This window comes from Caballeronia sp. INML3B (genome assembly GCF_023631305.1).
GTDB lineage: Bacteria > Pseudomonadota > Gammaproteobacteria > Burkholderiales > Burkholderiaceae > Caballeronia > Caballeronia turbans.
The window spans coordinates 464,055-477,168 of sequence record NZ_JALQDI010000040.1; the positions used below are offsets into that span (position 1 = coordinate 464,055).

A 13,114-nucleotide genomic window follows, 5' to 3' on the forward strand; every position below is an offset into this window, starting at 1 on the left:
ACGGAGGGCAGGGGATGAACGGCAAGACGGTCATGACGTGCATCGACGCGGCGCATGCGTCGCTCAAGGAACACGCCGATGAAATCGCCTCGCTCGATCAGGCGATCGGCGACGGCGATCACATCATCAACCTGCTGCGCGGCATGGGGGCGCTCGCCGGCATGCGCGAGCAAATCGAAGGCGAGTCCTTCGCGCCCGCGCTCAAGCTTGCAGCGACGAAAGTGCTGTCGACCGTCGGCGGCTCGTCCGGGCCGCTCTTCTTTTCGATGCTGACAGGCATGGCGAAGACACCGACCGACGATGCCGGCGTCGCCGCTGTCGCGCGCGCGTTCGCGGCGGGCGTCGATGCCGTGGGCCAGCGCGGCAAGACGGGCATCGGCAGCAAGACGATGATGGACGTGCTCATTCCTGTCGCCGAACGCTTCACCGCGATGGCCGATGCGCTCGCTTCGAAGAAGGAGATCCTCGAAGCGCTGCCGCGCATTGCGGAAGAAAGCATGCTCGCGACGCGCGACATGCTCGCCACGAAGGGGCGCGCGTCGTTCCTCGGCGAGCGCTCGCGCGGCCATGTCGATCCGGGCGCGCGATCGAGCCAGCTCATGATCGAAGCGGTCTGCGCGCGGCTCGCGCAAGGCGATGCCTGACCACAAAAATGGAGCAGCGGACATGAAGAAGTTCGTCAATCGCGTCGATGATTACCTGACTGAAAGCCTCGCGGGCTTCGCTGCGGCGCATGCGGATCTCGTGACGGTCAACTTCGATCCGCTCTACATCGTGCGCCGAGTGCTGAAGCCGGGCAAGGTCGCGATCATCTCGGGCGGCGGATCAGGGCATGAGCCGTTGCATGGCGGCTTCGTCGGACACGGCATGCTCGATGCCGCATGCCCCGGGCAGGTCTTCACATCGCCGACGCCCGATCAGATGATGGCGGCGGCGCAGGCGGCGGATACGGGCGCGGGCGTGCTGTTCATCGTGAAGAATTATTCAGGGGACCTGATGAACTTCGAGATGGCGTCCGAGCTGTGCGAGATGCCGAATGCGTCGGTGCTCGTCAACGATGATGTCGCCGTCGAGAACTCCAGCTTCACGACCGGACGGCGCGGTGTGGCGGGCACGGTGATCGTCGAGAAACTCGTGGGCAGCTTCGCGCAAACCGGTGCCGATCTGCAAGCGTGCCGGGCGTTCGGCGAGCGCGTGACGGCGCGGATTGCATCGATGGGCGTGGCGTTTTCGAGCTGCACGGTGCCTGCTGCGGGCAAGCCGACCTTCACGCTCGGCGACGATGAGATCGAGATCGGAGTGGGCATTCACGGTGAGCCGGGACGCAGACGGGCGAAGTTCGAAACCGCCAACGCGATTGCGGATGAATTGCTTACGGCGATCGTCGACGATCTGAAGCCAGCGGCGGATGCGTCGTTGCTTCTGCTCGTCAATGGGCTCGGCGGCACGCCGTTGTCGGAGCTTTATCTGCTCTATCACGCGGCGCGGACGTGGCTCGCTTGGCGCGGGTTGAGCGTGGCGCGCTCTCAGGTGGGCGCGCTGACGACGTCGCTGGAAATGGCGGGAGCGTCGATCACGCTTTGCACGCTCGATGACGAGATGGCGAGGCATTGGGATAGTCCGGTGCACACGGCGGCGTTGCGCTGGGGGATGTGAGGAAGCGTTGAACGGGCTGCGGATGGGCGATTGCGTGGTGAATTGGCGGGCTCCCGCTGGGCGAACAGTCGCGAGCTTGCCACCGGTAAACAACCCGAATCTGTAAATAGCCAGAACACGACATTAGGATAAAGCCGCAACACCAGAAAAATACGATAATTTGTGTTATGTAAAATAAATTTAACGTTCGGGATGACGGTCGGCTACCGGTTCCAGGTCGAACAACGCCTCCCAAAACCGGATCAAAAAATTTCACCCAAGAACTCCCACAACGCGAAAGTTTCCCCTATAATTCGCGGCTTCCGTAGGCTCGTAGCTCAGCTGGTTAGAGCACCACCTTGACATGGTGGGGGTCGTTGGTTCGAGTCCAATCGAGCCTACCAACGACATTCAGACGCACCGCGGCGATCTATATCGCCGCGGTGCGTTTTCATTTCCGCGCAACCTTTTCTGGCAGCCGCGTGGCAACGGCGATTCGGCCGCGCGTCAGTCCCAGCAATTTCGGAACGCCACCGCGACGATCACCGGCACCGTGAGCACGAGTGGAATGGCGAAATACGGGATTTCCAGATGGACGATCCACGTATAGATCAGCCACGCCACGCCCAACGCCAGCGTAGCGATGCCGATGAGTGCCGTCAGTACATTGAGCATGCGGGGCGACATCCGCTTGCGGGAGGCTTCTTTGCCCGAAGGAGTTTCCATGGCGGCGTGCGCATCGGAGCGCGAGAGTAGTACATCCCGATTTTATACCGCCCTGCCCGCCATAGTCGTTCGTTCGAGGCTTTCGAACCGCACCAGATGTGAAAGGAAATGCGCCGCTGGCGCAGCGCAGAAGCATCCGTGTATCGTTCAGTCAACCAGGGAGGACACACCATGATCGACGATACCGACAAGAAGCACCTGATCCGCTGCATCGAACTGGCGCAGGAAGCGCTCGATAACGGCGACGAGCCCTTCGGCTCGATGCTCGTCGCAAAGGACGGGCGCGTGCTTTTCGAAGACCGCAATCGCGTGAGCAACGGCGATCAAACGCGGCACCCGGAATTCGCGATTGCGAAATGGGCGGCGCAGAACGTGCCGGAAGCGGAGCGCAAGGACGCGGTCGTGTACACCTCCGGCGAGCATTGCCCCATGTGCGCGGCGGCGCACGCGTGGGTCGGGCTGGGGCGCATCGTCTATGCGGCGTCAACCGCGCAATTCACGAGCTGGCGTGCGGAACTCGGCGCACAACCCGGGCGTGTGCGTCCGCTGACGATACAGGAAGTTATCGAAAATACAGTCGTCGATGGTCCCGTCGAGGAGTTCGCCGAACGCATCAAGGCGCTTCACGTGGCGCGCTATCGAATGGCCAACGTTCAGCAGTAGATCTTCATCGGAATGCCCGCAGCCGATGCGCATCCATAAGATTGAACGATCCACGCGAAGACACAAGCAAAAAAGCCCGGCGCGGAATCATCCCGGCCGGGGTCGACGCACGCCCTCGGAAATACTCAAAAGTTATGCCGTATGCCGAGCGTCACAGACAGTTGTCGATCGCTGTTCGAGTTAGCCAGATTGGGAATCTGCGCGTAATTCGCAGGCCCGCCCGTTGCCGGATCGATACCGAGTCCCGCCCCCACCGACTTCTGCATGATGGCGACACCATACAACGCGGTGCGCTTCGAAAGTGCGTAATTCGCGCCGAGGTTCACTTGATGAAAACGCGTCGATGAACCGCCGTCGGGTTTCGCATTGTTATAGATATAGGCGAGCCCCAGTTGCAAAAACGGCGTAGCCGCGTAAGTCAGGTTCACTTCGCCGATATCGAACGCAATATTGCGGCCCTGCGGATTGGCGCTATCGGCAAAGTACTGGCTATGCTCGAGGCGGCTATGCGTATAGGTCAGCGCGATGGTCGCCGGCCCGATCGCATACGATGCGCCCGCGCCATAAGCCTTCAGCGCTTCCGCATTCTGTAGTTGACAATAGAGCGCTGACGGATTGGAGCAGGCAAAATCGCCGATATAGCCGTTTGCGCCACCCAAAGCCGCATCGAGCGGATTGTGCAGATTCAGATAGCCCGCACTGATCGAGACCGGCAGACGCGTATAAGCTGCTGCGAACGAATAGCCGCGCCGTTGCCCGAAGTCACCCGCGACACCACCGAGGCTATACGTGCCGCCCACAGAAAAGCCATTCCAGTCGGGGCTCGTGTACTTGATTGCGTTGTTGAAGTTGAATGCTTCGTTCAGGTTGTCGACGTCGCCGATGTGCGAGCCGTAAAGCGTCGCCCATGAATTGCTCGACACATAAGGCCCGAGGAAATCCGAATACGAATCGTATTGACGCCCGAGCGACAACGTGCCGAATTGCTCGTGCGCCAGACCCACCCAGGCCTGACGATTGAACAACGCCCCACCCTGAACCAGGCCTCCTGTTCCGGTATAAAAGCTGTTCTCAAGGTTGAACTTCGCTTGCAAGCCGCTGCCCAGATCTTCCACGCCGAGAAATCCAAAACGCGAAGGCACGAGATTGCCGCCAGAAAATGCGAAGTTATGCCCAGAACCGACGCTGCCGTCGGCGCTGGTGATCTGCTGATTGGTCGTGTAGGTCAGCCCGGCATCGACGGTTCCGTAAAGCGTCACCGTGCTTTGCGCCGATGCGCTCGCGCATACGGCGAGCGCCGCCGTCGAAACGAGTTGCCGCGCGATCGTGCGAGTTGTCATGCGAGCGTCCTCACGCGTAATTGATCAGCACCGACTTGGTTTCGGTGTACATGTCGATCACCGCGCGTCCGAGCTCCCGTCCGAAGCCCGATTGCTTGAAACCGCCGAACGGCATCGCGTTATCGAGGAGCGAATGGCAATTGACCCATACGGTGCCCGCCTTGATGCGCGGCACGAGCTTGTGAATCGCCGAGAGGTTGTTCGACCAGATGCTCGCGCCGAGTCCATACGGCGTGTCGTTCGCTTTCGCGACCACGCTGTCGATATCGTCGTACGGCATCGCGACGAGCACCGGCCCGAAGATTTCCTCGCGCACCACCTTCATCGAATGATCCGTATCGACGAGCACGGTCGGCTTCACGAAGAAACCCGCGCCCCCCTTGCGCGCACCGCCCGCGATCGCACGCGCGCCTTCATCGCGTCCCGCTTCGATATAGCCGAGCACGCGATCCATCTGCCGCGCCGACACGAGCGGACCGATCTGCGTCGATGCATCGAGGCCCGGCCCCATCGGCAAGGATTGAGCGATGGCCGCGACGCGCTCCATCACACGATCGAATACTTTCTCGTGCACGTAGACGCGCGAACCGGCGGTGCACACTTGTCCCGAATTGAAAAAGATCGCATTGGCGACGCCTTCCGCCGCCTTGTCGATATCGACATCGGGCAGCACGATCACCGGCGACTTGCCGCCGAGTTCGAGCGACATGCGCGTCATGTTGTCGAGCGCCGCGTGACCGATTGCCTTGCCGGTCGGCGTCGAACCCGTGAACGCAATCTTGTCGATGCCGGGATGACGCGCGAGCGCCGCGCCTGCCGTGCGGCCGAGTCCCGTAACGACATTCACGACACCCTTCTCGATGCCCGCTTCCTGGATCAGCATCGCGAGGCGCAATGCGGACAGCGGCGTGTCTTCCGCCGGTTTCAGCACGACGGTGCAGCCTGTCGCAAGCGCAGGCGCAAGTTTCCACGAGGCCATCAACAACGGGAAATTCCACGGAATGATCGCGCCGACGACACCCACCGGCTCCTTGCGCGTATAACCGAAGAAATCATTCGACGGGCTATACGGGATCGATGCTTCGAGCGTGCTGCCCTCGATCTTCGTCGCCCAGCCGGCCATATAACGGAAGCATTGCGCGGCCATCGATACATCGAGCCCTTGCGCGACCGTTACCGGCTTGCCGTTATCGAGTGACTCGATCTCCGCGAGCTCGCGCGCATTCGCTTCGATCAGATCGGCGACCCGCAGCAACAGGCGTTCGCGATCAGTCGGCTTCATGCGCGACCATGCGGAGTCGTCGAATGCGCGACGTGCGGCAAGCACCGCGCGATCCACATCGGCCTCATCGGCACTGGGGACGCGGGCGAGCAGTTCGCCATCGGCGGGATTGATCACATCGAGCGTGGCGCCGCTTGCGCTGTTCACCCATGCGCCGTCGATCAACATTTGCTGCGCCGACGCGATGAACGTGCGCGTCGAATCGAGCATCGCGAGATGCTGGCTGTTATTCATCACAGTGTCTCCTAGTAGTGTTCGGGGACGGCGTTGACGCCGTTCTCCTGCAGTTCCTTCACGAGCTTCATGCGCGTGCGCGCAACATCGGTGAGCGCGGGACGGCGATACGCGGCGATCTCTTCCGCCGTATAAGGCTTGAACGATGCAGGCCGCGATTGCTCGTTCATCGTCGCGAGCAGCCAGTTCAGGACGTTCGCGAGTTCGGCATCGTTCAAAGCGGAATTGGCGGCGCCCGGCACGCGCATCACGAACTGACGGCCCTCGGGCAACGAGACGAAATGGCCGAGCGAGTTACGCAATGCGGGCACTTTGCCGGGGATGCCGGAACCATCGGCGGTATGGCATCCCATGCAATTGAGCACCCAGTCCTGACGCGCCCGCGCCGCGTCGTACGCCTGCGCCTGCGATGCGTCCGCGATGAAGAGCGCGGCAAGCATCGCAGCGGCGAGGACCGCGCGCGGCTTCATAGCCCGAGGCCCTTCACGACCGCTTCGCGATGCTGATGCACGGCGGTCTGATCGAGCGGTCCGGCGCGCCATGCCTTGACCTCTGCCACGTCGAAGGGCTTGGCCGAACCATGCTGCGCGTTCAGATCGAACACGACGTAGTTCAGCACGTCGGCGATTTCTTCATCGGATAGCGATGCGAAGCTTGGCATCTTGAAGTTGTAGTTCTTCTCCTTGACCTTGATCGGACCGAACATGCCATAGAGCACGGTATGCCCTAATTGCGCGCGGCCCTCGGGCGAGCCCGCGTATTTACCCGGATAGTCGACGAGCGGCGGCGCGAGTCCGTCCATGCCCTTGCCGCCCGCTTGGTGGCAGACGGCGCACTTGCCGTCGAATGTCGCTTTGCCGCCGGGATAATGCATCGTTTGCGCGAATGATTGAGATGCAAAACTCATCGCGCCGGCAGCGAGCGCCGCCATCAAAACACTTGCTGTGTTCATTGCGTCGCCGCTCCCAATAGCACCGATACCGAGCAGTGGTAATTCGAATTGCCGTTCGCCATGCACCAATTGATGTCGTTATTGAGCGATAACTTGTAGAGCGGCTTTTCGCGTTCGTTGCGATTGCAGAAGCAACGTCCGCAAGTCGTCTTGCCGCAGCAGTCGTTGTACGACACGATGTAGTCCGAGCCATCGTGCGGATTGCGGCATGTGCCGATCCACGTGATCGGCGACGGCGTCGTGCCCGGCGGACAACTGCTCGATGTGCCGCCGCAGCAACTGCAAAGCCAGCCGTCGATCGCGCAATACTTCCAGTAGTCGCAGCTCGTCGGATCGTCGCTAGCCGACGCGCCCGGCTTCTTCGGTTCCGTCGCATACGCGGTGCGATCCACTGGCAGCAGCGGCACCATTGCCGATCCGACCAGCACCTTGCCGAGCTTCGCCATCGCACTGCGCCGGGAACTTCGCTGTGCAACGCCGCGCGCCTTATGTTCGAAGAATGAATCAAGCCATTTCATGGACGCTCACCTGTAGGAATGAATGATTTGTCGGCGTCTTCAGGCGTGCTGCCCGACTTGCCCTTCATGTTCGTGATGTGCGTGATCGTCGTGCTTGCCGTGCACGAACTCCTGCAACGAAGCGACACCCCGTTCTTTTGCTTCGAACAGGCTTTCCAGATGCTCACGCGTATTAACGAGACCCTTCGCGCGGACCTTGCCTTCTTCATCGAGCAATACGGCATAAGGCAGCTTGCCGATCTGATAAGAAAGGCCGAGTTCCTGCGACAGCACATACGGATATTGCGAAAGACCGGTCTTTCGATAGAAGGCGGCGTGCTCTTCGAATTCACCATCGCTTGCAAGCACGATGTCGGTTGCACCTTCGCGTGCCTGAATCGACGGCAGCAAGGGCAGCAGCTTCTTGCACACGGGGCACGTCGGCGAGAGGAAGAAGACGAGCGTGTTGCGCCTCGAGTTCGACAAGCCGCCGACCTTCACCGCGCGGCCCGCGATATCGCCCAACTCGAACACCGGTGCGATCGCGCCGACCGCCGGGCCCTTGTCGATCATGAGTGCGCCCGCCGGCATCATGCGTTCATAGAGAATGCCGACTTGGCGAACGAGTGCGAGACAGATCGCGCCGAGCGCAAGCAATGCGGCCCACGACAGTGCGGCCGAAATCATCAGGGCGGTTTGCATCATGAATTCCTCAGAGAATCGAGCTTGGGAAGATTGACCAGCAGCGCATCGAGCGTGAACCACGCGGCGACGGCAAAAAGCGTGCAGGCGCCTGCGCTCGAATAGTCGAGCCACATGAGCTCGCGAGCAGTCGCGGGTGCGAGCGCGGCGCATGCGAGCGCGGCGAGCATCAACGCGCGCGCGACGTGCCACCAGCCGATCGACTTCGGCGCGCGTTCCGTTGCACGCGCGGCGATGAAGCCCGAGCAGCCGCAATCGATATCGGTATGACCACGCAACACGTTGATCGCGAGCGCCGCGCCGAAGAGCGTGAACAACGCGATCAGCACCATGGCGCTGAGCGTGCGCGTATCGGCGAACAACAAGCCGATTGCGCCCGCAGCCTCCAGCGCAGGAAACGCGAACGACAAGGGCGTGAGCGCAAACGAAGGCAGCAACGCGAACGCTTCGAGCGACGCGCGAAAGCGCGACGGCTCGCGCCACTTCGGCGCAGCGCTCGCGAGCGCGATGATCGTCGCGGACGCGATGCACACCATGAGAATGACGGGATCGATCATCGCGTCACCTCACGGGTTGAGCAGCAATGTCGACGTCGCGCCGAGCTGCTTTTCGACGTGCTGGCGCTTGCCTGTCATCGCATCCATCACGACGAGATCGGAGGTCGGCGTAAGGCCGTAAAAGAGCGGTTTGTCGTCGGTGCTGACCTGAATCGCGAGCAGCGGGTCGATCTTCTGCTTCGCGAGATCCCAGCGCGCCACACGCTTTTTGCTCTCGGTGTCGTAGACCCAGATCTCCGTGCCCGGGTCCTTGTGCGAGCCGTCCGCGCCCTTGTGCATGGCCACGTAAAGACGGTGACTGGCCGTGCTCAGCGCGGTCTGCTGCAAGCCGCCCGGACGCCAGCCCGCCTTGCGCTCCTGATCGCTCAGCAAGGACCACGATGCGCCGAAAACCGGCGTATCGCCGGAGAAGTCGGCCGTGCGCACATTGCCGTGGAAGGTCGTGAACACATACTTGTTACCGTCGCGCACGGCGTTGACGAAGGCAGGATCGTGATCGACGTCGATGAACGCCTCGGAGAGCTTCCGGCTCGCTTCCTTGCCCGTGGCGTCGAGCCTGACCGTGAGCGCCTTGCCGCTTTCGCACAGCGCCGAGAAGCGATCATTGCCGCTCGGATAGGCGAGCACGCAGCCGTCGGTATCGATCTCACCGAGCACCTTTTTCGCGGCCGTATCGATGACGGTGACCGACGTCGACGGCGTGATGTTCGACACATACAGGCGGCTGCCGTCTTCCGAAAGAATCGTGAGATATGGCGTCGGCACGGTCTGGCCATGCTTGGGCGGGATCACGATTTCACCGGTTACGTCGAGCGTCGTGTTATCGATGATCTCGACTACGTCCGTGCGTGGGCCGTGGCTGCCGCGCGCGAAGTACGTCGTCGCCACATAGCTCGTCTTGTGATCGGGCGAGATCGTGAAGCCCGGCGCGAAACCGGCATCGATCTCGCCGACGAATCGTTTGGTGTCGCCGTCGAACACATGCACTCGTGCATCGGTCATGCTCGCAAACGAGACATCCGTCACGAACACGCGATGCGGGCTATACGGCGGCACTTTCGCCACCGTCAGTTCTTCCGGCTTTTCGGCCGCACCCGCGTGTAACTGACACGCAAGCAGTCCATAGAACAAGGCCCCCATGGCGGTGGCCAGCCGTCTCACCTTCATCTGTGCTCCTCCTCGTTTATCGTCGAAACGACTCTAAAGATGACAATAAAAAAGAGCACTTCGTAACCGGCAGCGCGTGCGTGCCGAAATGGAGTATTCGAAAGGGAGCCGACAGCGATGCGCGCGACAGGCGTATTCAGGCGACTCTTGATGCAAGCCTCGGAAAGGAAATGCCGATTGCCGAGCGCGGCAATGCGGCTCGCGATCGGCAGGAAGGGAATGTATTGCGCCTGCGTTAGCGGGCGCGCAGTGTTTGAGAGGGAAGTTCGCCGAACAGGCTCTTATAATCGCTCGCGAAGTGGCCGAGATTGGTAAATCCCCAGCGCATCGCGGCTTCGCGCACCGGTACTTCGCCTTGCGATGTCGTTGTCAGGAGCCGTCTCACTTGTGCAAGACGCACGGCTCGCAGATAACTTACCGGATTCATCTGCGTGACCGATTGAAAGCTGTTTTGAATGGTGCGCCGGCTCACGCGCAGCTTTTCGCAGAGATCCAGCACCGAGATAGGCTGCTCGGGGCGAGCAAGCACCAGATCATGAGCGCGTCGCACGACGTCGGCACGGCATGCATAAGTGAGCCGGTCTTCGCGCGTCGGAACATGGAACGTGAGCAGATTCAGAATGCTCTCCGTCACGGTGTGCGTGAAGCGACGCGCGCCATCGCCCGAAGAAAACGGATCTGGGTCTGAGAGAACGGTCTCCACCGCCGCGATGATGCGCTTTCCCGCCCGCCAGCCCGCTGCGGCAGGGATGCTCAGCACGTGGCGACCGAGAATCTCGTCCTGGACATCGACACCCGCCGCGTCCGCTGCCGATGCGAGCAGACTCGTATTCACGGCGACGCCGAGCATCGACATGTCGGGTGGCGAATGCAGCAAAAATTCCCTGCCGCCAGGCGCGGCGACGAGCGCGTGTTCGTCGACCCGCACGCCTTGAAACGAGAACGGTGCGCCGCCGCCGAGCACGAGCCCGAATGTGACGAACCCCGGCGGAAGTTGCCCGCGCTGCACGATACGAACGTTCGCGGATTCCTGAAAAACCTGCACGCCCGCCACCGAAACCTGCTTCACCGTGCTGCGAAACGCGCCTTCGCCCACCTGGTCATAGCGCTGTTCCCAACCTGTCAGCGCATGCGCGTGGCGGTCGGCGTCCTCAAAGGTTTCATAGTTGGCGTACATGCCCTGCTCCTGCTACTTGCGTCGATATCGATGCGACTGCTTATAGGTTTTCGATTTTTTGGCGTCAAGCTTTCTAATTTTTTGCTTCTGTCGCTCGTTGCACAATTCTAGGAATGCACGATTGAAAAACAGGCGCGCCCATGCGTAGGCGCCCGCGCGTACTTCACAAACCACTTTAGAACTTGCGCCGGATGCCGGGGCGCACGGTTTCCTGACGGATTGCGTCGCTCGCCGCCATTTGCAGCGACTTATGGGGCTTCTCGGCAAAATCGCCTCGGTTACGTGAGGTAGCCAAAGCTTTAGTGCGGTCGGTAACCACGCGTGGCATTTAGCGGATCGTGCCGATCATCTTTGTGCGGTTCAGCGCGTACGTTCGATTCACGGTTTGCTATACACGAAGTTAAACACGAAACGAACAGGAGACGCTCCATGTCCGCGCTGCCCCGCCCCGACTCTGCCGATATCGAACAGGTACGCAAGCAGTTTCGACAGGCAATGGCTCATCTCGGGGCCGCGGTGAACGTCATCACGACGACGGGCACGCATGGACGCTGCGGCATTACAGCCAGCGCCGTATGCTCGGTCACGGATGCGCCGCCGACGCTGCTCGTCTGCATCAACCGGTCGAGCGCGATGCATGCCGCATTCGTGAACAATCGTAACGTGTGCATCAATGTCTTGCCCGGTCATCTCGAACAGATCGCGCGGCACTTCGCCGGTCTCACGCAACTCTCCATGGAAGAACGTTTCTCGTTGCCGGTGTGGGATGAAGGCATGAACGGCGTGCCGGTATTACGCGATGCGCTGGCGAGCCTGCAGGGCACCATCGTCGAGGCAAAAGAAGTCGGATCGCATTCGGTGATGTTCGTCGAAACGACCGCGATCCGCGTGCGCGACGACGGCGACAGCCTGATTTATTTCGACCGCAACTTTCATCGCGTGCCGCGCGTGTGCGCCGCCCAGTGAAAGGTATCGCCGATTCTGCGTTAATTGATTACAGGAAGACCGCTGCCTATACTCCACGCGCAGACGGGCGACTGTAAGCAAATTCGAAAAATGACACCGGAATCGGTGCTTGCGTTTTTCATCACCCGCACGCAGTCACACATCGCCCAGGTCTGCGAGTTCGCCACTTGGAGATACGTGATGAAAAAATCCTTAAGGCAATTCGGTGCCGGCGTGCTGTTCGCATTGATCGCGTCGCAAACTGCATTCGCGCAGCACGACAAGGTAATAGACGATGCGAATACCGCCTGGAATGCGGCCTTTAACAAGGGAGATGCTCGGGCGCTGGGCGCCTTGTACGACGAAAAGGCCGTGGTGTCCCCCGGAAACGGAACAACCGTTCAGGGACGTGCCGACGTCGAGAAGTTCTACAAAGGCCTGTTTGATGCGGGCTTTCGCGATCACACGATCGATGTCGTCAGTGCGAAGCGAGTCGGCAATCTGATGTATCAAACCGCGAACTGGACCGCCGTCGCGGAAAAGGACGGCAAGAAGACGTCATATAAGGGCGTGGTCCTCAAGGTGCTCGCCAAGGGCGCCGACGGCAAGTGGCGGACGACCGCGCAGACATGGAACGCGGCACAGTGATAGGCGCGCGGGCCTGATGCAACGTCAGACCCGCCGCCGCATTTCCGTCACTTGAGCGCGCAGAGACGCGCATTCAAGCGCGCACGCGTGATCGACGCGATTTGCGCCAAAGCCTCATCCAGCTCCTGCTGCGTGCTGCGGCCGATACGTCGCTCCAGCGCGCTGAAGATGCCCTCGCGCGTGTAATGCCGCACGCAGATGATGAACGGAAAGCCGTGGCGCTCGAGATAGGCGGCATTGAGACGATCGAGCAAGGCGTCCTGTTCGGCCGACATCGCATCGAGCCCGGCGCTTTTTTGCTCGGCATCCGAATCCGCCGTCATCGTTCCGGAGCGAATATTCGCGCCTGACAACAACGGGTGCAGGTTCAGAAAGGCACGCTGGCTCTTGTCGTCAAGATTGCGGATGACATTCATCATCGCGTCGTGCAATCCCGTGGCGGATGCGAATGGACGCGCGCTCCAGGCGCCCTCCGCCGCCTGCGGAAAATGTTCGAACACGCTCGCGAAGGCGCCGACGAAGGCCGTGTGATCGAACGCGTTGATCGGTTCGAGATTGATTGTCTGTGACATGAATGGCTCTCCTATAA

The 13,114-nt window shown here is 61.0% G+C and carries 16 protein-coding genes and 1 tRNA gene; 6 read left to right on the forward strand and 11 right to left on the reverse strand.

The genetic code is table 11. The features are described from left to right. The first annotated feature begins 14 nt into the window (after positions 1–14). From dhaL to NCS58_RS17940, 3 genes are all read left to right on the forward strand, one after another. Positions 15–644: a dihydroxyacetone kinase subunit DhaL gene (dhaL, locus tag NCS58_RS17930; protein WP_061115813.1), complete on the forward strand. Its 630-nt coding sequence runs from the start codon at positions 15–17 to the stop codon at positions 642–644. A 22-nt stretch (positions 645–666) separates the two neighbouring features. After that, on the forward strand, positions 667–1,656 hold the full coding sequence (dhaK, locus tag NCS58_RS17935; protein WP_061116084.1) for a dihydroxyacetone kinase subunit DhaK: 990 nt from the start codon (positions 667–669) through the stop codon (positions 1,654–1,656). Between the two features lie 306 nt (positions 1,657–1,962). Beyond that, positions 1,963–2,039 (forward strand) — tRNA-Val (locus NCS58_RS17940). Positions 2,040–2,142: 103 nt separating this feature from the next. On the opposite strand, the gene NCS58_RS17945 is transcribed toward NCS58_RS17940, so the two are convergent. After that, the gene (locus tag NCS58_RS17945; protein ID WP_061115812.1) at positions 2,143–2,361 is read right to left on the reverse strand and encodes a hypothetical protein; all 219 of its coding nucleotides are present in this window, start codon (positions 2,359–2,361) and stop codon (positions 2,143–2,145) included. A 171-nt stretch (positions 2,362–2,532) separates the two neighbouring features. Between NCS58_RS17945 and NCS58_RS17950 the strand changes: the two genes are divergently transcribed. After that, complete coding sequence (locus NCS58_RS17950) at positions 2,533–3,024, forward strand: nucleoside deaminase (RefSeq protein WP_061116083.1); 492 nt, start codon at positions 2,533–2,535, stop codon at positions 3,022–3,024. Between the two features lie 125 nt (positions 3,025–3,149). Here the strand turns inward: NCS58_RS17950 and NCS58_RS17955 are convergent, their stop codons facing one another. The 9 genes from NCS58_RS17955 to NCS58_RS17995 all read right to left on the reverse strand — a co-directional run bounded on the left by NCS58_RS17955 (position 3,150) and on the right by NCS58_RS17995 (position 10,932). Then, complete coding sequence (locus tag NCS58_RS17955) at positions 3,150–4,364, reverse strand: porin (RefSeq protein WP_086960626.1); 1,215 nt, start codon at positions 4,362–4,364, stop codon at positions 3,150–3,152. A 10-nt stretch (positions 4,365–4,374) separates the two neighbouring features. Continuing rightward, positions 4,375–5,880 (reverse strand): aldehyde dehydrogenase family protein, encoded by a 1,506-nt coding sequence (locus NCS58_RS17960; RefSeq protein WP_061115811.1) that lies wholly within the window; start codon positions 5,878–5,880, stop codon positions 4,375–4,377. A gap of 11 nt (positions 5,881–5,891) precedes the next feature. Next, entirely contained in the window at positions 5,892–6,350 is a 459-nt protein-coding gene (locus NCS58_RS17965; protein ID WP_086960624.1) for a cytochrome c, read from the reverse strand. Continuing rightward, positions 6,347–6,832 carry a cytochrome c gene (locus NCS58_RS17970; RefSeq protein WP_061115810.1) on the reverse strand — a complete coding sequence of 162 codons (486 nt, stop codon included), beginning with the start codon at positions 6,830–6,832 and terminating at the stop codon, positions 6,347–6,349. Before NCS58_RS17970 ends, NCS58_RS17965 begins: the two co-directional genes overlap by 4 nt. Continuing rightward, the gene (locus tag NCS58_RS17975) at positions 6,829–7,350 is read right to left on the reverse strand and encodes a methylamine dehydrogenase light chain (protein ID WP_061115809.1); all 522 of its coding nucleotides are present in this window, start codon (positions 7,348–7,350) and stop codon (positions 6,829–6,831) included. The genes NCS58_RS17970 and NCS58_RS17975 overlap by 4 nt, the downstream gene beginning before the upstream one ends. A gap of 39 nt (positions 7,351–7,389) precedes the next feature. Further along, the gene (gene mauD, locus NCS58_RS17980; protein ID WP_061115808.1) at positions 7,390–8,034 is read right to left on the reverse strand and encodes a methylamine dehydrogenase accessory protein MauD; all 645 of its coding nucleotides are present in this window, start codon (positions 8,032–8,034) and stop codon (positions 7,390–7,392) included. Further along, positions 8,031–8,588 (reverse strand): MauE/DoxX family redox-associated membrane protein, encoded by a 558-nt coding sequence (locus NCS58_RS17985; RefSeq protein WP_061115807.1) that lies wholly within the window; start codon positions 8,586–8,588, stop codon positions 8,031–8,033. The genes mauD and NCS58_RS17985 overlap by 4 nt, the downstream gene beginning before the upstream one ends. Positions 8,589–8,597: 9 nt before the next feature. Next, entirely contained in the window at positions 8,598–9,728 is a 1,131-nt protein-coding gene (locus tag NCS58_RS17990; protein WP_061116080.1) for an amine dehydrogenase large subunit, read from the reverse strand. Positions 9,729–9,990: 262 nt separating this feature from the next. Continuing rightward, positions 9,991–10,932: a helix-turn-helix domain-containing protein gene (locus NCS58_RS17995; protein WP_250538843.1), complete on the reverse strand. Its 942-nt coding sequence runs from the start codon at positions 10,930–10,932 to the stop codon at positions 9,991–9,993. A 429-nt stretch (positions 10,933–11,361) separates the two neighbouring features. Here NCS58_RS17995 and hpaC point away from each other — a divergent pair, with 429 nt between their 5' ends. Both hpaC and NCS58_RS18005 read left to right on the forward strand, forming a co-directional pair. Continuing rightward, positions 11,362–11,898: a 4-hydroxyphenylacetate 3-monooxygenase, reductase component gene (hpaC, locus tag NCS58_RS18000; RefSeq protein WP_061115805.1), complete on the forward strand. Its 537-nt coding sequence runs from the start codon at positions 11,362–11,364 to the stop codon at positions 11,896–11,898. Positions 11,899–11,988: 90 nt separating this feature from the next. Then, positions 11,989–12,525, forward strand: coding sequence for an SgcJ/EcaC family oxidoreductase (locus tag NCS58_RS18005; RefSeq protein WP_250477422.1), 537 nt, complete (start codon positions 11,989–11,991; stop codon positions 12,523–12,525). A gap of 47 nt (positions 12,526–12,572) precedes the next feature. Here the strand turns inward: NCS58_RS18005 and uraD are convergent, their stop codons facing one another. Continuing rightward, a complete protein-coding gene (gene uraD, locus NCS58_RS18010; protein ID WP_061115804.1) occupies positions 12,573–13,097 on the reverse strand; it encodes a 2-oxo-4-hydroxy-4-carboxy-5-ureidoimidazoline decarboxylase in 525 nt (174 codons plus the stop codon). Positions 13,098–13,114: the final 17 nt, after the last annotated feature.

What these genes read in the sequence shown, in the direction of transcription:
- dhaL (WP_061115813.1), top strand. Translation starts at nt 15, where the DNA reads ATGAACGGCAAGACGGTCATGACGTGCATCGACGCGGCGCATGCGTCG.
- dhaK (WP_061116084.1), top strand. Translation starts at nt 667, where the DNA reads ATGAAGAAGTTCGTCAATCGCGTCGATGATTACCTGACTGAAAGCCTC.
- NCS58_RS17945 (WP_061115812.1), bottom strand. Translation starts at nt 2,361, where the DNA reads ATGGAAACTCCTTCGGGCAAAGAAGCCTCCCGCAAGCGGATGTCGCCC.
- NCS58_RS17950 (WP_061116083.1), top strand. Translation starts at nt 2,533, where the DNA reads ATGATCGACGATACCGACAAGAAGCACCTGATCCGCTGCATCGAACTG.
- NCS58_RS17955 (WP_086960626.1), bottom strand. Translation starts at nt 4,364, where the DNA reads ATGACAACTCGCACGATCGCGCGGCAACTCGTTTCGACGGCGGCGCTC.
- NCS58_RS17960 (WP_061115811.1), bottom strand. Translation starts at nt 5,880, where the DNA reads ATGAATAACAGCCAGCATCTCGCGATGCTCGATTCGACGCGCACGTTC.
- NCS58_RS17965 (WP_086960624.1), bottom strand. Translation starts at nt 6,350, where the DNA reads ATGAAGCCGCGCGCGGTCCTCGCCGCTGCGATGCTTGCCGCGCTCTTC.
- NCS58_RS17970 (WP_061115810.1), bottom strand. Translation starts at nt 6,832, where the DNA reads ATGAACACAGCAAGTGTTTTGATGGCGGCGCTCGCTGCCGGCGCGATG.
- NCS58_RS17975 (WP_061115809.1), bottom strand. Translation starts at nt 7,350, where the DNA reads ATGAAATGGCTTGATTCATTCTTCGAACATAAGGCGCGCGGCGTTGCA.
- mauD (WP_061115808.1), bottom strand. Translation starts at nt 8,034, where the DNA reads ATGATGCAAACCGCCCTGATGATTTCGGCCGCACTGTCGTGGGCCGCA.
- NCS58_RS17985 (WP_061115807.1), bottom strand. Translation starts at nt 8,588, where the DNA reads ATGATCGATCCCGTCATTCTCATGGTGTGCATCGCGTCCGCGACGATC.
- NCS58_RS17990 (WP_061116080.1), bottom strand. Translation starts at nt 9,728, where the DNA reads ATGGGGGCCTTGTTCTATGGACTGCTTGCGTGTCAGTTACACGCGGGT.
- NCS58_RS17995 (WP_250538843.1), bottom strand. Translation starts at nt 10,932, where the DNA reads ATGTACGCCAACTATGAAACCTTTGAGGACGCCGACCGCCACGCGCAT.
- hpaC (WP_061115805.1), top strand. Translation starts at nt 11,362, where the DNA reads ATGTCCGCGCTGCCCCGCCCCGACTCTGCCGATATCGAACAGGTACGC.
- NCS58_RS18005 (WP_250477422.1), top strand. Translation starts at nt 11,989, where the DNA reads ATGACACCGGAATCGGTGCTTGCGTTTTTCATCACCCGCACGCAGTCA.
- uraD (WP_061115804.1), bottom strand. Translation starts at nt 13,097, where the DNA reads ATGTCACAGACAATCAATCTCGAACCGATCAACGCGTTCGATCACACG.